We start from the raw sequence: 17,473 nt of genomic DNA on the forward strand, positions 1-17,473 counted from the left end.
GTGACGGTGACGGCCGGCTCGACACGACGATGCGCGACTACGACGAGGACGGCCTGGCCGACCAGCTGCTGCACGACGCCAACGGCGACGGCCGCACCGACGCGGTGGCGAGCGACATCAACAACGACGGCCGCGTGGACGCGCTCGCGGCCGACACGGACTTCGACGGCCGCACGGACACGTGGGTCCGCGACACGAACTTCGACGGCCTGCCGGATACGGCACGCACAAGTCTCTACGTCAGCAATTGAGCGTCGAGTCGCGGCCGGGGCCGGGTGGCCGTAGGTTGTGCCCGAACACAACCAGCACCCCCGCACGCGAGGAGATCCGATGAGCGAGTCCGAAGAGGTCGTCGAGACCCGCGGCGATCAACACGTCGAGCTGATGACGGCCGACGCCAACAACGACGGCAAGACCGACGTGTGGGTGGTCGACACCGACGGCGACGGCAAGCCCGACCTCTTCCAGTTCGACACCGACGGTGACGGCGAGGTCGACATCACGATGGTCGACCTCGACGAGGACGGGAAGCCGGACGAGGTCGTCGACGGCGACGGCGGCCACCCGCCGGCGGCCTGAGCTCTTGCGAGCGCCCGCCCGGCCCTGGGCGGGCGCTGCTACGTCTGCTTCGCCGCCGACCGGACCGCGCCGAGCAGGTCCTCGTCCTCCTGCGGCGCGACGGTGCGCAGGTCCAGCAGGCACCGGCCCGCCGAGACCCGGCCGACCACGGGCGGGTCGCCCTGGCGCAGCAGCGCCGCGTACGCGGTCGGCAGGCTCAGCGCCACACTCGGCAGCACCACCCCGGGCGCGCCGCCGCCACCGACCGTGGAGCCGGTGTCCACCACCTCGGCGTCCACCCCGCCGTCCGTCAGCGCCGCCGCCAGCCGCCGCGCCCGTTCGCGCAGCGCGGTCACCGGCGCGCGCAACGCCGCCGTGGTCGGCGGCAGCGGCCCCCGCACCGTCGCCTCGAGCGCGGCCAACGTCAGCTTGTCGACCCGCAGCGCGCGGGCCAGCGGGTGCCGGGCCATGCGGGTGACCAGGTCGGCGCGGCCGAACACCAGCCCGGCCTGCGGCCCGCCGAGCAGCTTGTCCGCGCTCGCGGTGACCAGCGCCGCGCCGTCGGCCAGCGCCGAGGCGGCGTCCGGCTCGTCGGGCAGCAGCGGCTCGGGCGCGAGCAGCCCGGAACCGATGTCGTAGACGACCGGCACGTCCAGGCTCACCAGCTCGGCCAGCGTCGGTGCGGCGGTGAACCCGGTGACGCGATAGTTCGAGGGGTGCAGCCGCAGCACCAACGCCGTCTGCGGGCCGATCGCCGCGGTGTAGTCGGCCAGCCGGGTCCGGTTGGTGGTGCCGACCTCGCGGAGCACCGCGCCGGCGGCGGTGAGCAGCTCCGGGATGCGGAAACCGTCGCCGATCTCGATCAACTCACCCCGGCTGACCACCACCTCGCGCCCGGCGGCCAGCGCGAACACGGTCAGCGCGAGCGCGGCGGCGTTGTTGTTGACGACGTGCACGGCCTCGGCGCCGGGCACCGCCGCCCGCAGCGCGCCGAGGACCTCGGCACCGCGCCGCGCGCGTACGCCGGCTGCCAGGTCGAACTCGACGTCCGTGTAACCGGCCGCGGCCGAGACCGCGGCGATCGCGGCCGGGGAGAGCGCCGAACGCCCGAGGTTGGTGTGCACGATGACGCCGGTGGCGTTGAGCACCCGGCGCAGCGTCGAGGCGGACGCCGGCAGGACGGCGACCGCCGCGTCGGCGGCCGCCTCGGCCGGCAGCCGGCCGGACCGGACCTCGTCGAGGGCGCGGGCGACGGCGGCCCGGACCAGCGCGGGACCGAGCCGCTCGACGGCCCCGACCAGCCGCGGATCGGCGAGCACGGCGTCGACCCGCGGGGTCGCGCGGCGTGGGTCGGTCATCACACACCCCCGAGGAGGCCTGGTGGCGGAGGCGTACGGGAATCGAACCCGCCTGACCCGGATGCCGGGCCACGCCGGTTTTGAAGACCGGGAGGGCCACCAGGCGCCCACTCGCCTCCGGCGCGACTATAGGCGACGAACCGGACCGGAGCACGGCGAACGGCGGGACGACCTAATTCTTGATGCCGTAGCGCAGGAGTGCGACGCCGTTCTCGAAGGACGTGGCTTCGAGCAGCTTCAGGTCGTCCCGCCGATCCTCGAAGACCCGGGTTCCCTTCCCGCGTGCCGCCGCGCAGACGAGCATCCTGATCTCGTCGACCACCCCGGCGTCCAGCAGGGATCGCATCAGGCTCAGGCTGCCCCACAGCCAGATGTCCTTGCCGGTGCGCTCCTTGAGCTCGCGGACGGTGGCGGCCGGGTCGCGCGTCACGGTCGCGGCGGGGAAGTCGCCCCAGGGTGCGTCGGCGAGCTTCGACGAGGCGACGAACTTGGTGAGGTTGTTGAGCTTCTCGCCGTACTCGCCCTGCTCCTCGGCGTACGGCCAGTAGCCCTTGGACTGGGCGTAGGTGTTGGCGCCGAGGATCAACGTGTCGACCGAGTCGATGAACCCCATCAGCTTCGCCTTGAACGCGGGGTTGGTGGCGTCGGAGAAGGGCTCGCCGGACACGAAACTGAGCCCACCGTCCTCCTCGGCGGCGACGTTGTCGACGGTGACCCACTGCTGGACGATGAGCTTTCGCATGGCTGTCCTCCCGGTCGGCGCGGCGCGGTGCCGCAACTGCCTCTGGGACGGAGCCGCCATGCCGTTCTCGACATCCTCGACAAAGCAAAACGCCCACCTGCGTTTCCGCTGGTGAGCGCTGCGATAGCCCGGCGAAAGGCTATGTGGCCAGGGGCGGGGTCGAACCGCCGACCTTCCGATTTTCAGTCGGACGCTCGTACCAACTGAGCTACCTGGCCGTGAAGGGTTTTACGCGGTCCTGACGGGACTTGAACCCGCGACCTCCGCCTTGACAGGGCGGCGAGCACTCCGACTGCTCCACAGGACCTTGCTCTAACGCACCCGGCCGGAACCGGGCTTGACACCGTGCCCCCAACGGGATTCGAACCCGTGCTACCGCCTTGAAAGGGCGGCGTCCTGGGCCGCTAGACGATGAGGGCGGCCCCGCAATCATCGCACATGTGGATCCAGGCGCGAATCTGCGGCAGTGCTCCCATCCGGCCCCGCCGGAGGCTTCGAAAGCATACGCGATCCCCGACTCCCTCTCCAAACCGGTACCAGCAGCACCGCAAAATGGCCCAAACCCCACCCGGTCAGCGCAGCGGGGCGATGCCGAAGCGGCCTTTCAGGTTCTTGATCACATTTGGGCAGGCGCTGAGGGTGCCCTTGCGGTCGCCGCCGCCGTCGTGCATGAGGATGATCGAGCCTGGCCGGGCGTGGCCGATCACCCGGGAGCCGATCAGCTTCGCGTCGGTGATCTCCCAGTCGCGGGGGTCGACGTCCCAGTCCAGGGGCTGCATGCCGAGCGACTGCGCGACCTTGACCGCGTTGGCGGTCCACTTGCCGCCGGGGTGCCGGAAGTAGCTGATCTTCGCGTTCGGCACCGCCTTGCGGATCTCGCGGCTGGTCGCCAACAGGTTGCTCCTGATCGTGGCGACCGGCTTGGTGCCGAGGTCCAACTCGTGGTTCCAGGTGTGGTTGCAGAGCGTGTGGCCCTCGCGCACGATCCGCCGGACCAGCGCCGGGTATTTCTTCACCTGTGTGCCGACCACGCAGAAGGTGGCTTTCACGTGGGCGGCCTTGAGGCGGTCGAGCACCTGAGGTGTCCACGTCGGGTGCGGTCCGTCGTCGAACGTCAGCGCGACCGTCTTGCGGCCGGTCAGCCGCATGCTGCCGAACGGGCCGGTGCCCGGCCGCTTGGGTTTGGGCTTCGGTGCCGCGGCGCGGGTCGGTGGCGCGGTCGGCGCGACGTCCTCCGGTGGTGGCGGCGTGGCCGTGGGCGTGGGCCTGGGCGTGCCGGCCGGCACAGTGGACCGTTCGTTGGCCAGCACCGTGGAGCGGTTGGTGACCCAGCGCGAGCCCACCAGCAGCGTGAGGACGACCAGCGCGGCGGCGACCGCGACGCGTCTCGTCATCGTCGACTCCCGAGGCGGGAGCGGGGCGGGCTCCCAAGGGGCGCCGGCGTGAGCCGGCGAGGACGCACACACGGTAGCGGACAAAGGCCCCGGTTTCGATCCCGGGAACGTGCCGTGCCGAGGACTCAGCGTGTGCCTGGGCCGGCCCACGCCTTGGTCAGCCGGAGCGCGTCGGCGAGGTCGGCGGGTGCGACGACGCCTTCCGGCAGCGCGTCCGCCGTCCAGCCCGGACCGCCGGCGAGGATCAGCACCGGTCGCCGCGGTGCGTCCTGCAACGCGAGGAGCTGTGCCAGGTGCGCGGTCTCCGCGGCGTGTGACCAGAGCATGACGACCGCCGGCCCGGTACGGTCGACCGCGTCGGACAGCGCCGCCGGCGGCACCCGGGCGCCGAGCAGCCGGCTGCCGACGCCGTCGGCCGCGAGCGCGGCGGCCAGTGCCTCGAGCGGCAGGCTGTGCTGCTCCTCGTCGGTGCAGGCGAGCAGGACCCGGGGCGGCTCGCCACCCGGGCGGGGGATGGCCGCGAGCACTTCGGTCGCCGTCCGCGAGAACAGGTGCTCGACCTCGATGAGCCGCTTCGTCGCCATGTGCCGCTCGCCGATCCCGGCCAGCACCGGGCGCACCACCTGGTCCCACGTGGACACGACGCCCTGGTCGGTGACCGCGCGCAGCATGATCTCGCGCATCGCGCCGACGTCGAGCCGGATCGCGGCCCGCGCCAGGCCCCGCGCGGCCGGTCCGGCCCGCCCGACCGGGATCGCGAAACCGCCACCGGAGCGGGCGGGCGTCTCGGAGCTGAGCGCGGGTGGGGCTTCCGGCGCGTAGCGGGCCCAGCGGGCGGCCTCGGCCGGCGCGATGCCCTCAGCGGTGAGCCGGCGCATGACCTCCAGCCGGGACAGGTCCTCGGTGGTGTAGCGCCGGTGGTGGCCCGGCACATGGCTGCTCGGCCCGAGGCCGTAGCGCTGGTGCCAGGTGCGCAGGGTGGTGACGGCGACGCCGAGGCGGCGCGCGACGGCCCCCGCGCTCAGCCCTTCATCGGCCACCTGACCGCTCCGCCGTGTCGCCGTCGGTGTCGGCCGGGCCCGCGGCGGCGCCGACCGAACCGCCGCCCCGGGCCGTGGCGACCTGGTTGATCACCCCCGCGAGCCACGGGGAGTAGAGGGTCGGCTCCGCGCGGATCGACCGCGGCAGCACCTCCGGGTCGACCCAGGCCAGCTCGGCCACCTCGTCGGGGTCCGGCACCAGGTCCTCGGCGCCGCTCACCTGGCCGAGCAGCACGTGGTCGTACTCCCATTCGACCCGGCCCGTGGCCGGATCCTCCGCGTAGTAGACGTAGACGCCGACCTCGGACAGCGCCACCGGCGCGGCGCCCAGCTCCTCCTTGAGCCGCCGGTTGGCGGAGACCGCCACCTCCTCGCCGGGCGCCGGATGGCCGCAGCACGTGTTGGCCCAGCGCAGCGGGAAGCGGGTCTTCACCGCGGCCCGGCGTTGCAGCAGGACGCGGCCGGCCGGGTCCATCAGCACCACCGAGAAGGCGCGGTGCAGCCGGCCCGGGCGCTGGTGTGCCACCTCGACGGTGTCGCTGCCGATCGGCAGGCCGTCGTCGTCGACGAGCTCGACGAGGTGTCGTTCGCGAGAGTCGGTCATGTCAGTCCTCCGACGATCCGGCCGGCGGCGAGCTTGCCGGAGATGAGCACCATGGGCACACCGACGCCCGGCTGGGTGCCGGAGCCGACGAAAACGACGTTGGCCAGCTGGCGGTGCAGGTTGCGGGGCCGGAACGGCCCGGTCTGGAAGAGGCTGTGCGCGGCCGCGAACGGGGTGCCCGCGGCCATCCCGGCGGCGGCCCAGTCGGCCGGCGTGACCACGTGGGACACCTCCACACCGGCGCCGAAGCCGTGGTAGCCGCGCTGTTCCAGCGTCGCGATCAGCTCGTCGGCGTAGCGGCGGCCGAGCGGGCCGCGCCAGTCGAGCGGCGCGCGGTCGAGGTTGGGCACCGGTGCGAGCACGTAGTAGCTGTGCCGGCCGGCGGGCGCGACCGTCGGCTCGGTGCGGCTCGGGTTGGTGACCAGCAACGACGGGTCGGACATCAGCTCGCCCCGGTCGATGATCTCGGCGAACGTGCGCCGCCAGGCCCGGCCGAAGTGGATGTTGTGGTGCGCGATCCGCTCGTACCCCTGGCTCGAACCGACGTGCAGGACCACCGCGGAGGGTGAGTAGCGCATGGCGCGGCGCGGCTCACCGAGCAGCATGGTGGCGGCGACCGGCAGGTCCGGGTTGAGCACCACGACGTCGGCCGGGATCCGCTCGCCGGTGGCGGTGTGCACCGCGACCGCGCGGTCGCCGGCGGTCTCCACCCGGGTCACCGCGCAGTCGTAGCGGACCCGCACGCCGTGCTTCTCGGCGGCGCCGGCCAGCGCGCGCGGCACGGCGTGGATGCCGCCGCGGGGATAGAACACCCCGGCCACCGAGTCGAGGTACGCGATGACCGCGTAGATGGCCAGCGCGTCGTGCGGCGCGAGGCCCGCGTACATGGCCTGGAACGAGAAGATCCGGCGCGTACGCGGGTCGCGGAAGAACTGGTCCACCTTGGTCTGCAGGCGGCGGAAGGCGCCGGTGGCGAACAGCCGCAGCAGGTTGCCGGTGAGCAGGTCGGTCGGCGCGTCGAAGTTGCGGTCGATGAAGTCGGTGCGCTCGAGGCGCCAGAGGCGCGCGGCGAAGTCGACGAACCGCAGGTAGCCGTCGGCCTCGCGGGGCCCGCAGACGCGGGAGATCTCGGCCGCCATCCGCGCGGTGTCGGTGATGACGTCGAGCGTCGAGCCGTCGGGATAGTGCGCCCGGTAGGCCGGGTCGAGCGGGAGCAGCTCCAGCCAGTCGCCGAGCTCCTCGCCGACCGCCGCCAGCGCCTCGGCGATCAGGTCGGGCATGGTGAGCACGGTGGGGCCCGTGTCGAACTCGTAGCCGTCGAGGCTGAGCCGGCCGGCCCGGCCGCCGGGGACGGGCTCGCGCTCGACGACGGTCACCTGCCGGCCCGCGCCGGCCAGGTGCAGCGCGGCGGCCAGGCCACCCAGGCCCGCGCCGACCACCACCACACGGTCGGTCGGTCCGGTCACGGTTCGCACGCGCATCTCCTGAAGTTAGCCGTCACGATCGCCGTTGGGTGGCCGTCACCGCGAGAGCACGCAGCGCGGCGTCGGTCGTGCCGTCGAGCGGCGCCCGGTCGAGCGCGGCGAGGGCCAGCTCGACCCGATTCTCGATCATGGTTTCGACGACGGCCACCGCGCCAGTATCGGCGACGATCTCGGCGAGCCGGGTGAGGTCGGCCGCGACCGGCTGGGCCAGTTGAGCCGCCTGTGCCGGTTTGGCCAGCCGCCGCGCGAGCAGCAGGAGGGCCGTTGGCTTGCCGGTGCGCAGGTCGTCGCCGGCCGGCTTGCCGGTCTCCGCCGGGTCGCCGAACACGCCCAGCAGGTCGTCGCGGAGCTGGAAGGCCTCGCCGACCGCGCCGCCGTAGTGCAGGTAGGCGCTGGTCACGGGGGCACCCTGGCCCGAGAGTGCCGCGCCGAACAGCAGCGGACGGGTCACCGTGTAGCCGGCGGTCTTGAGCCGGGCCACCCGCAGCGCGCGGTCGACCGTCCAGCTGTCGGGCTCGGCGTCGCCCAGCACGTCGAGGTACTGGCCCGCGATCGCCTCGACGCGCATCTCGTCGTAGCAGCGCCGGGCGGCCAGGAGGGCGGTGGGCGGCACCGCGGCGCGGGACAGCAGCTGGTCGGCCCAGACCAGGCAGAGGTCGCCGGCGAGCACGGCGCCCGCGGTGCCGAAGCCGTCGGCCGGGCCCTGCCGACCGGCCTGCGCGTGCTGGGCGGCGAACACCTCGTGTGCGGTCGGCCGGCCGCGCCGGGTCGCCGAACGGTCCATCACGTCGTCGTGGATCAGCGCGAACGCATGCAGCAGTTCGAGTGCCGCGAATGCGGGTAGCAGCGGCTCGACGGCCGCTGCCGGACCGGCGGCGCCCCGCCAGCCCCAGTGTGCGAACGTCGGCCGCAGCCGCTTGCCGCCGGACAGCACGCTGTCGCGGGCCAGGGTGGCGAACGGGCGCAGGGCCGTGTCCAGGGACTCGAGGGTGGTGCATTCGTGCCGGAGGAAGTCGGCGAGGGTCGTTTCGATGGCGGCGCGGAACGCGCCCCCGGCCGGCGGTGCGGACCGCTGCGGCGGTGGGCTCAGGACGTCGCGGGTGGTGTCCGCCGCGAGCGTGTCGTTGGCCACGCGGTCGAGCGTACCCTAGACTTACGAGTTGCGTCGATTGCTGAGTCGATTCAGCGGCGGGAGGGATGATGGACGAATCCTTGGCGGCGTCCTACGAACGCTGCCGTGAGCTGCACAAACGGCACGGTCGCACGTACTATCTCGCGACCCGGCTGCTGCCCGCGTGGAAACGACGCCATGTTCACGCCTTGTACGGCTTCACGCGGTACGCCGACGAGATCGTCGACCGGACCGACGACCTGCCCGCCGCGCAGCGCGCCGCCGCGCTCGACCGCTGGTCGGCGGACTTCGTCGCCGGGCTGCACGGCGCTGCGGTCGACGACCCGCTGCTCCCCGCGGTGCTGCACACGATCGCGGTCTTCGACCTCGACCGCGCCGATTTCGCGAGCTTCCTGCGCAGCATGGCGATGGACCTGACGGTCACCAGCTACCCGACCTACGGCGACCTGCTCGACTACATGGAGGGCTCGGCGGCGGTGATCGGCACGATGATGCTGCCGGTCCTCGGCAGCGCGGACCCCGGCGCCGCCCGCGAACCCGCCCGCCAGCTCGGCCTCGCGTTCCAGCTCACGAACTTCATCCGGGACGTCGGGGAGGACCTCGACCGCGGGCGGACCTACCTGCCCGACGAGGACCTCGACCGGTTCGGCGTCACGCGGGCCGACCTCGCCGGCGCGGTCACGCGTCGTGCCGCCACACCGGCGATCAGAAACCTCATCGCGTACGAGGTGGAGCGCGCACGCCTGCACTACGCCGCCGCGGCGCCCGGCGTCGGGATGCTCGCGCCCGGGTCGCGGTCGTGCATCCGGGCCGCCTACACCCTCTACGGCGGCATCCTCGACGAGGTGGTCGCGGCCGACTACGACGTGTTCGTGCGCCGGGCCACGGTGCCCAACCGCCGGCGGGCCGCGGTCGCCGCGCTGTCGCTGCTGGCCGGGCCGGGCACGCCGCTCGCCGTGCCGCCGACCAACGCGCGCACCGGGTCCCGGGCGCCCGTGGGGGCCGTCTGATGCGCACCGCGATCGTGCTGTTCACCCGGGACCTGCGGCTGCACGACAATCCCGCGCTCGCCACGGCCTGCGCCGCGGCCGAGCAGGTGGTGCCGCTGTTCGTGTTCGACCCGGCACTGGCCGGCCGCTCGCCCAACCGGGACCGGTTCCTGCACCAGAGCGTGGCCGACCTGCGCGCGCTGTTGCGCGAGCGGGACAGCGACCTGGTCGTGCGGTCGGGCGACCCGGTGGACGAGACCGTGCGGCTGGCGGGCGAGGTCGGTGCCGAGGGCGTGGCCGCCGCGGCGGACGTCTCGCACTATGCCCGGCGGCGCGAGCGGCGGCTCGCCGCCTCTGGTGAACGGCACGGCCTCGACGTGCGGCTGTTCCCCGGGCTGACCATTGTGGATCCCGGCGTGCTCAGCCCGGGCGGTGGCGACCATTACCGGGTCTTCTCGCCGTACCACCGGGCGTGGACGGCCGCGAAGTGGCGGGATCAGGTCGGGCTGCCGAAGAAGGTGCCGTTGCCGGCCGGGTTGCGGGCCGGTGACCTTCCGGACGAGCCGGCCGGCGCGTCGCCGGACGCCGCCCCCGGAGGGTCGACCGAAGCGCGGAAACGGCTGCGGAAATGGCTGGGCAACGTCGAGACCTACGAGGACGGGCACAACGACCTGGCCGGTGACCGCACGTCCCGGCTGAGCCCGTACCTTCGCTTCGGTTGCCTGTCGCCGCTCGAGGTGGCGCACGCCGCGATGGGCCGGCCGGGTGCGGACCCGTTCGTCCGCCAGCTCTGCTGGCGGGACTTCTACTACCAGGTGGCGCACGCGTTCCCCGAGATCTCGTCGCGGGCCTACCGGCGTGGCGCGACCGAGGGCTGGAAGGACGACGAGGCCGCCTTCCGGCGGTGGGCGGAGGGCCGGACCGGCGTGCCCATTGTGGACGCCGGCATGCGTCAGCTCCGCCGGGAAGGCTGGATGCACAACCGGGCGCGGCTGGTCACCGCCTCCTATCTGACCAAGGACCTGGGCGTCGACTGGCGGCGCGGGCTCGCCGAGTTCTACCACTGGCTCCTCGACGGTGACGTGCCCAACAACTCGGGCAACTGGCAGTGGGTGGCGGGCACGGGCAACGACACCCGGCCGTACCGGCGGTTCAATCCCGAACGGCAGCGGGAGCGGTACGACCCGTCCAGCTCCTATGTGGAGCGCTACGCCTGAACCGCCGCCATGACCGCGGTGTCGAGCTCGTCCATCCGGTCGAAGTCGGCGAGGTGCCGGGTGACGAAGCCGATCGCCAGGCCGGCGCCGGGCAGCGCATAGCCGCAGCTGCCGCCGATGCCGCCGTGGCCGAAGCTGCCGTCGTCCTCGACCTGGAAGCCGAGCGCCCACTTGACCGGCCGGTCGAGCAGCTGGTCCGGGCCGTCGTGCTGGACGCGGATCATCTCTGCCGTGGCCTGCTCGCTCAGGATCCGGTGGCCGTCGAGCACGCCACCGGCCAACATGCCCTGGTAGAACCGGGCGACCGCGGCGGCGGTGGTGTGCATGTTGACCGCCGGGACGGCGGTGTCACGCCATAGCGGACCGTTGAGCACGGCTAGGTCGCGGCAGCCGTCCGGGTTGACCAGGCTGCGATGGCGCAACGAGGCGGGCTCGCCGACCGACGCCAGCGGCCACTCCGGGTCGCCGAAGGTGAGGTCGGCGACGTCGGTGGCGCCGCCGGCGCCGAACGCGAGGTCGAGCTGCCACGGCGCGGCGATCTCGTCGGCGAGGAACCGGTCGATCGGCCTGCCGTCGACCCGGCGGACCAGCTCGCCGACCAGGTGGCCGTAGGTCAGGGCATGTTCGGCGGCCGTGCTGCCGGGAGTCCACATCGGAGCGGCGCCGGCCAGGTCGCCCGCCAGCGTGGCCCAGTCGGCCCAGGCGTCGGCGGGGCGCGGCGTCGGGAAGACCGGTCGGCCGGCGGTGTGGGACAGCACGTGGCGGACCGTGGTGCCGTCGTCGGGGAACTCCGGCCAGTGCCGGTGCACCGGGTCGTCGAGCCCGACCCGGCCGCGGTCGACCAGGAGCATCAGGCAGGCGGCCGCGAACGGCTTGCTCACGGAGTAGACCGCGACCACGGTCCGCCGGGTCCACGGCTGACCGCCGGCCCGGGAGCCGCCGACCAGGTCGACGACGAGCCGGCCCCGGTGCACGACGGCGACGCCCGCGCCGGTCTCGCGGCCGTCGGCGAAGAAGCTCTCGAAGACGTCGCGGACCGATGTGAAATCCGCGTCGGTGTGGCCGGTCACCTGCGACATGGCCGCCACTCTAGGGCTTTAATGGGCTACGTGGCTGAGCGCGTGGACGTCGTCGTGGTGGGTCTGGGTGTCGGTGGCGAGGAGGTCGCCGGCAAGCTCGCGGAGGCCGGGCTGGCGGTGGTCGGCATCGAGAGCAACCTGGTCGGCGGCGAGTGCCCGTACTGGGGCTGTGTGCCCAGCAAGATGATGATCCGGGCCGGCAACGCGCTGGCCGAGACGCGCCGGGTGGCCAAGCTGGCCGGCTCGGCGTCGGCGCAGCCCGACTGGACACCCGTGGCGAAGCGGATCCGCGAGGAGGCCACCGACGACTGGGACGACACGGTCGCGGTCGACCGGTTCGTCGGCAAGGGCGGCCGGTTCGTCCGGGGCTACGGCACGCTGACCGGCCCACGCACGGTGACGGTCGGTGACCAGGAGTTCGAGGCGACCCGCGGGATCGTGCTGGCCACGGGCGCGGCGCCGGCGGCACCGCCGATCGAGGGCCTGGCCGGCACGCCGTACTGGACCAACCGCGAGGCGATCGAGGTCGAGCACCTCCCCACGTCGCTGGTCGTGCTCGGCGGCGGCGCGATCGGTGTCGAGCTGGCCCAGGTCTTCGCCCGGTTCGGCGTGCGGGTGACGGTGGTCGAGGCCGCCGACCGCCTGCTGCCGTTCGACGAGCCGGAGGCCGCGGAGCTGGTGCAGGCCGCCCTCGAGGAGGACGGCGTGACCGTGCGCCTCGGGATGCACGCCACCCGGGTGCTCTACAGCGAGCCGGAGGGTTTCGCGGTCCAGATCGGCGCCGACAGCGTGACCGGCGACCGGCTGCTGGTGGCGACGGGCCGCCACGGCCGGGTGGCGGATCTCGGCCTGGAGACGGTCGGCCTCGATCCGTCGGCGCGCGAGATCGCCACCGACGAGCGGATGCGGGCCGCCGACGGCATCTGGGCGGTCGGCGACGTGGTCGGCCACGGTGCGTTCACCCACATGGCGATGTACGAGGCCGGCGTCGCGATCCGCGACATCCTCGGCCAGGAGGGCCCGCCGGCCGACTACCGCGCGGTCCCGCGGGTCACCTTCACGGACCCGGAGGTCGGCTCGGTCGGCCTGACGGAAGCGGAGGCCCGCGACCGCGGCCTGAACGTCCGAGTAGGACTGACGGACCTGACCACCTCGGCCCGCGGCTGGATCCACAAGGAAGGCAACGCGGGGCTGATCAAACTGATCGGGGACGGCGACACCCTGGTCGGCGCGACCTCGGTGGGCCCGATGGGCGGCGAGGTCCTGTCGATGTTGACCCTCGCGGTCCACGCCCGAGTGCCACTGCCTCAACTACGCAGCATGATCTACGCCTACCCCACCTTTCACCGCGCGGTCGAAGACGCCCTCCGCAACCTCACCTAGAACAGGTCGCCGGGATCGATCTGGAGCGGGAACGGGAAGGCACTCCGCCAGATCTCGCCTGGATGGAGGACCGCGCGATCGGTGTATTTCTCACCGTCGAGCTGCAAGATCGTGAGCGACTGATCGCGTAGTTGCGGTCGTTGGGATAGACGCCAATACCTTCGAGCACTCGGAAGTGTTTTGGAGCCTGGTCGTAGAGCCGGTCACGGAGGTTGCCGGTCGTCACCGCGTGCGGAATCGGCGGAGGAGGCGTCACCAGGAGGCTCCCGTTGAAGATCTCGCGCCGAAAGCCATCATCTGGCATGCCGAAGAGTTGATCGACGGTGAAGTCGGCGCCCGGGTGGGTTGGGTAGGGGGTCGTCACTGTCACGCCTCCTTTCTACGGGACCAGCGTTGCATCTGCGTTTGATCCATTACAACCTGTGGATAACCGGCGGCTGTCGGGGTCGGGCAAATGGCTGTCGTTTTCTTGCAAAACCATGACGTACCCTTGCGGCGTGACCAGACGACTGACCGAGGTCGCGCGCAAGGCCGGCGTCAGCGAAGCCACCGTGAGCCGCGTGCTCAACGGCCGTGACGGCGTCTCCGAGTCGACGCGCACCGCGGTGCTGACCGCGCTCGACGTGCTGGGCTACGAACGACCGACCAAGCTGCGCGGCGAGCGCGCCCGGCTCGTCGGTCTCGTGCTGCCCGAGCTGCAGAACCCGATCTTCCCCGCCCTCGCCGAGGTGGTGACCGGCTCCCTCGCGCAGCGCGGCCTGACCCCGGCCCTCTGTGCCCGCACCATCGGCGGCATCTCCGAACCCGACTACGTCGACATGCTCCTCGACCACCAGGTCTCGGGCGTGATCTTCGCCGGCGGCTCCTACGCGCTCGCGGACGCCAAGCACGAGCACTACCGCCAACTCACCGATCGCGGCCTCCCGGTCGTGCTGGTCAACGCCGGCGTCGACGAGCTGCCGTTCCCCCGGGTCTCCACCGACGACGCCGTCGCGGTCGAGCAGGCCTTCGGCCATCTCCGGTCGCTCGGCCACGAGCACATCGGCCTCGTGCTCGGCCCCGAGGACCACATGCCGTCGCGCCGGAAGCTGGCCGCGATGGTCGACGCCGCCGGCTGGCAGGACGACGACGTCGAGCGCTGGGTCGGCCGCACCAGCTTCTCCATGGAGAGCGCCCGCGTCGCCGCGACCAAGCTGATCGACAAGGGTGCCACCGGGCTCATCTGCGCCAGCGACGTCATCGCACTCGGCACGATCCGCGCGGTCAGAAGGCTCGGTAAGCAGGTCCCCGACGACATCTCGGTCATCGGCTTCGACGACTCGGGCCTGATGACCTGCACCGACCCGCCGCTGACGACGATCCGCCAGCCGATCGAGATGATGGGCCAGGCGGCCGTCGACATCCTCGTCAACCAGATCGAGGGCATCGGCGTCAACACCGACGAGCTGCTCTTCGAACCGGAGTTGGTGGTGCGCGGGTCGACGGGCCCGGCCGGCTCGCGCTGACCTGCGTCGATGGGGCGGACCAGACGGTCCGCCCCATTTTCGTGCCCGAATTGGGAGCGCTCCCAGATCAAGTCGTGTTTTTTCTGAGACCAGTCAGCTTCTTGCGAGCACTAGTTCGGCTTTGTATCGTCATCGCCACGAAACATGCACGTGCGAGAGCCACATCACACCCGAGAATCCCCGCTCCACCCAGGAAGGGCGTTCACTCTCATGAACAGATCCAGGCTGCGTAGCGCCGTCGGGCTGCTGCTGGTCGCCGGGGTCGCGCTGTCCGCGGCCGCGTGCGGCTCGGACGACGGCGGCGAAGCGCCGGCTTCTGATCCCAATGCCAAGGTCACGCTCGTCATCAACGGTCTGCCGCCGGACACCGAGGCGGTCAACCGGAAGCACTTCCTCGACAACGTCGCAGAGTTCGAGAAGCTCAACCCGAACATCGACGTGGACGCCAAGGAAGGCAAGATGGACCCGCAGACCTTCCAGTCGAAGCTCGCGGGTGGCCAGCTCGAGGACGTCTTCTACGTCTACTTCACCGACCCGGCCAGCCTGATCGCCAAGCGCCAGGTCGCGGACATCAGCAAGTACCTCGACGAGTTCCCGCCGACCAAGGAGATCCGCCCGGATCTCATGAAGATCTTCTCGGGCGACGACGGCAAGGTGTACGGCCTGCCGGCCAAGAACTACTCCCTCGGCCTGCTCTACAACCGGGAGCTGTTCGAGAAGGCCAAGCTCGACCCGAACAGCCCGCCGAAGACCTGGGAAGAGGTGCGCACCGCCGCCAAGGCGATCGCGGGCCTGGGCAAGGACTACGTCGGCTACGGCGACTACAGCAAGAACAACACCGGCGGCTGGCACTTCACCGCCGAGATGTACTCGCTCGGCGGCGACATCGCCGTCAACGAGGGTGGCAGCTGGAAGGCCGCGTTCAACAACGACCAGGGCAAGCAGGTCCTGCAGCAGCTCAAGGACATGCGCTGGACCGACAACAGCATGGGCTCGCGCCAGCTCCTGGAGTGGGCCGACCTGCTGCAGATGATGGGCTCCGGCAAGCTCGGCATGTACGTGGCGGCGCCGGACAACATCGAGACGATCGTCAACCAGTTCAAGGGCGACTTCAACAAGTACGGCCTGGGCCCGATCCCGAACGGCACCGCGACCCTGGCCGGTGGCGAGGGCTACATGTTCAACGCCAAGGCCACGCCCGAGAAGATCCGCGCCGGCCTCAAGTGGCTGACCTACTGGTGGAACAACCCGGACCGGATCGAGGCGGAATACCAGTGGGCCGCCGAGCAGAAGACCCCGGTCGGCCTGCCGGAGCCGGCGCTGTGGACCGGTGAGGCGAAGAACAAGCAGCAGGCGGCGGTCGACAAGCTGAAGAACCTGCCGGTCGAGAACTACAAGCCGTTCGCGGACGCGACCGCCAACATCCCGCTGAAGGTCGAGCCCCCGAACGCGCAGCAGATCTACGCGGTGCTCGACGTGCCGATGCAGAAGGTGTTGACGGACAAGAACGCCGACATCGCGAAGCTCCTTTCGGACGCCGAGACCCAGGTCAACAGCATCCTCGCCAGCGTCAAATAACCCCTCGCGGCCGCCGCCGGCGCACCAAGGTCGACGTCGGCCTTGTCGACGAACGCGACCCGCTGGCCGAACTGGATCTCGACGTACGTCTTGTCGCCCTGGATGACCGTCCAGTCCCCCGGCGACGTGCCGGCGAACGTGGTGGCCCGGTAGTACTGGCCCGGCAGCACCGCGCCGACCGCGTAGCGCTGACCGGCCGCGAGGGTGTACTGCAGCGGCGAGATCGCCTGCACCGGCACGCCGGCCGGGTACGCCGCGGGTTCGGGATACGCCCGCCCGTACACCGGGATGGTCGCCTTGTCCTTCTTGGGCACCGCGACCAGCCCGAGCTGCCAGTTGGCCGTGGGCGCCGAGGGCGGGTTGTGGAACCAGCCCTTCTGCCCCAGGTACCAGATCGCGGTCCAGTCGCCCTGCCGACCGGCGAGCGCGAACGTCTGCCCGGCCGAGGCGCGCGCGCCGTGGTCCGAGATGTGCATGGTGGACGGTGCACCGTCGGGGTGCAGGCCGAGGTCGGTCAGCAGCGGCGACTCGGCCGACGGCGCGGTGTGCAGGACCACCGCCGAGGAACCGTGCGGGGCGCACGGCACGCCGGCCGTGACGCAACCGGTGAACGCCGGCTGGTTGGTGGCGTAGTCCGGGTCGATCTGCACGAGCCCGGTCAGCGACGTGCCGGTCGACCAGAGCGGTGCGCCGAGCAGGTCGAAGTAGTGCGACCAGTCCCAGTACGGACCCGGGTCCCAGTGCATGCCGCCCACGGTCGCCGCGGTGGTGCCGGGCACGGTGTCGTGGCCCAGGATGTGCTGCCGGTTGAGCGGCACGTCGAAGCGCTTGGCCAGGTAGCGGACCAGCTTGGCCGAGGAGCGGTAGAGCGCCTCGGTGTACCAGCTGCCGTCGGCCGCGAAGCCTTCGTGCTCGAGCCCGACCGACCGGGCGTTGACGTCCCAGTTGCCGGCGTGCCAGGCGACGTCCTTGGTCTTGACGTGCTGGGCGATGTGCCCGTCGACCGAGCGCAGGGTGTAGTGCCAGCTCACGTACGTCGGGTCCTGCACGAGGTTGAGCGTCGTGGCGTAGGAGCCCTCGGTGTCGTGGATGACGATGTACTCGATCTTCTGTCGCGCCGGACGCTCGGACAGGTCGTGGTTGCCGTAGGCCCCGGGTGTCGCGCCGTACTGCTCGTAGGGCGCCGGAATCCACTCGCAGGACACGGTGACGGGGCACTCCACCCCGTCCGCCCGGGTCTTGCGCAGGCCGAGCCGGTCGGCCTGGGCCCGCTGGGGCGCCACCGACCGCCCCTCGAGCCGGACCGCCTGACCGTCGTCGGTGGTGCGCGCGGCACCGTCCGCACCGCCCACCGCGGTGCGGCGTTCGCGGCCTGCGGCCGACTGGTCACGCAGGTCTTCGACGGTGCGG

At 71.9% G+C, this 17,473-nt stretch carries 15 protein-coding genes, 4 tRNA genes and 1 pseudogene; 7 read left to right on the forward strand and 13 right to left on the reverse strand.

Features of this window, described 5'->3' with window-relative positions:
• Positions 1–251 (forward strand): annotated as a pseudogene (locus tag AB0H87_RS22645) (hypothetical protein); the annotation flags it as partial.
• 79 nt (positions 252–330) lie between these two features.
• Complete coding sequence (locus AB0H87_RS22650) at positions 331–579, forward strand: hypothetical protein (protein WP_360148845.1); 249 nt, start codon at positions 331–333, stop codon at positions 577–579.
• Between the two features lie 38 nt (positions 580–617).
• Here the strand turns inward: AB0H87_RS22650 and selA are convergent, their stop codons facing one another.
• The 11 genes from selA to AB0H87_RS22705 form a co-directional block, all read right to left on the reverse strand.
• Positions 618–1,916, reverse strand: a complete 1,299-nt coding sequence (gene selA, locus AB0H87_RS22655; protein WP_360148848.1) for an L-seryl-tRNA(Sec) selenium transferase — start codon at positions 1,914–1,916, stop codon at positions 618–620.
• Between the two features lie 23 nt (positions 1,917–1,939).
• A tRNA-Sec gene (locus tag AB0H87_RS22660) sits at positions 1,940–2,035 on the reverse strand.
• A gap of 53 nt (positions 2,036–2,088) precedes the next feature.
• The gene (locus AB0H87_RS22665) at positions 2,089–2,658 is read right to left on the reverse strand and encodes a dihydrofolate reductase family protein (RefSeq protein ID WP_360148851.1); all 570 of its coding nucleotides are present in this window, start codon (positions 2,656–2,658) and stop codon (positions 2,089–2,091) included.
• Positions 2,659–2,802: 144 nt separating this feature from the next.
• Positions 2,803–2,876 (reverse strand) — tRNA-Phe (locus AB0H87_RS22670).
• Between the two features lie 15 nt (positions 2,877–2,891).
• Positions 2,892–2,965, reverse strand: a tRNA-Asp gene (locus AB0H87_RS22675).
• Positions 2,966–3,004: 39 nt separating this feature from the next.
• Positions 3,005–3,077, reverse strand: a tRNA-Glu gene (locus AB0H87_RS22680).
• A 153-nt stretch (positions 3,078–3,230) separates the two neighbouring features.
• Entirely contained in the window at positions 3,231–4,052 is an 822-nt protein-coding gene (locus AB0H87_RS22685; RefSeq protein ID WP_360148854.1) for a polysaccharide deacetylase family protein, read from the reverse strand.
• A 125-nt stretch (positions 4,053–4,177) separates the two neighbouring features.
• Positions 4,178–5,092: a MerR family transcriptional regulator gene (locus tag AB0H87_RS22690; RefSeq protein WP_360148857.1), complete on the reverse strand. Its 915-nt coding sequence runs from the start codon at positions 5,090–5,092 to the stop codon at positions 4,178–4,180.
• Complete coding sequence (gene idi / locus AB0H87_RS22695) at positions 5,082–5,696, reverse strand: isopentenyl-diphosphate Delta-isomerase (protein ID WP_360148860.1); 615 nt, start codon at positions 5,694–5,696, stop codon at positions 5,082–5,084. The genes AB0H87_RS22690 and idi overlap by 11 nt, the downstream gene beginning before the upstream one ends.
• Positions 5,693–7,171, reverse strand: coding sequence for a phytoene desaturase family protein (crtI, locus tag AB0H87_RS22700; RefSeq protein WP_360148887.1), 1,479 nt, complete (start codon positions 7,169–7,171; stop codon positions 5,693–5,695). The genes idi and crtI overlap by 4 nt, the downstream gene beginning before the upstream one ends.
• Before the next feature lie 22 nt (positions 7,172–7,193).
• On the reverse strand, positions 7,194–8,312 hold the full coding sequence (locus AB0H87_RS22705; RefSeq protein ID WP_360148863.1) for a polyprenyl synthetase family protein: 1,119 nt from the start codon (positions 8,310–8,312) through the stop codon (positions 7,194–7,196).
• A 68-nt stretch (positions 8,313–8,380) separates the two neighbouring features.
• Here AB0H87_RS22705 and AB0H87_RS22710 point away from each other — a divergent pair, with 68 nt between their 5' ends.
• Both AB0H87_RS22710 and AB0H87_RS22715 read left to right on the forward strand, forming a co-directional pair.
• On the forward strand, positions 8,381–9,322 hold the full coding sequence (locus tag AB0H87_RS22710; protein WP_360148866.1) for a phytoene/squalene synthase family protein: 942 nt from the start codon (positions 8,381–8,383) through the stop codon (positions 9,320–9,322).
• Positions 9,322–10,518, forward strand: a complete 1,197-nt coding sequence (locus tag AB0H87_RS22715) for a deoxyribodipyrimidine photo-lyase (protein WP_360148869.1) — start codon at positions 9,322–9,324, stop codon at positions 10,516–10,518. Before AB0H87_RS22710 ends, AB0H87_RS22715 begins: the two co-directional genes overlap by 1 nt.
• Here the strand turns inward: AB0H87_RS22715 and AB0H87_RS22720 are convergent.
• Complete coding sequence (locus tag AB0H87_RS22720) at positions 10,509–11,597, reverse strand: serine hydrolase domain-containing protein (protein WP_360148872.1); 1,089 nt, start codon at positions 11,595–11,597, stop codon at positions 10,509–10,511. The two genes, AB0H87_RS22715 and AB0H87_RS22720, sit on opposite strands and share 10 nt — an antisense overlap.
• 21 nt (positions 11,598–11,618) lie before the next feature.
• Between AB0H87_RS22720 and AB0H87_RS22725 the strand changes: the two genes are divergently transcribed.
• The 3 genes from AB0H87_RS22725 (at position 11,619) to AB0H87_RS22735 (ending at position 16,063) form a co-directional block, all read left to right on the forward strand.
• Positions 11,619–12,980: an NAD(P)/FAD-dependent oxidoreductase gene (locus tag AB0H87_RS22725; protein WP_360148875.1), complete on the forward strand. Its 1,362-nt coding sequence runs from the start codon at positions 11,619–11,621 to the stop codon at positions 12,978–12,980.
• A 497-nt stretch (positions 12,981–13,477) separates the two neighbouring features.
• On the forward strand, positions 13,478–14,485 hold the full coding sequence (locus AB0H87_RS22730) for a LacI family DNA-binding transcriptional regulator (RefSeq protein WP_360148878.1): 1,008 nt from the start codon (positions 13,478–13,480) through the stop codon (positions 14,483–14,485).
• 210 nt (positions 14,486–14,695) lie between these two features.
• Positions 14,696–16,063, forward strand: a complete 1,368-nt coding sequence (locus AB0H87_RS22735) for an extracellular solute-binding protein (RefSeq protein WP_360148881.1) — start codon at positions 14,696–14,698, stop codon at positions 16,061–16,063.
• Here AB0H87_RS22735 and AB0H87_RS22740 read toward each other — a convergent pair.
• Positions 15,946–17,473, reverse strand: a 1,528-nt coding sequence (locus AB0H87_RS22740; RefSeq protein ID WP_360148884.1) for an N-acetylmuramoyl-L-alanine amidase, incomplete at its 5' end; no start/stop codon positions are given. The two genes, AB0H87_RS22735 and AB0H87_RS22740, sit on opposite strands and share 118 nt — an antisense overlap.

It is taken from the genome of Asanoa sp. NPDC050611 (assembly GCF_040654855.1).
Classification (GTDB): Bacteria; Actinomycetota; Actinomycetes; order Mycobacteriales; family Micromonosporaceae; genus Asanoa.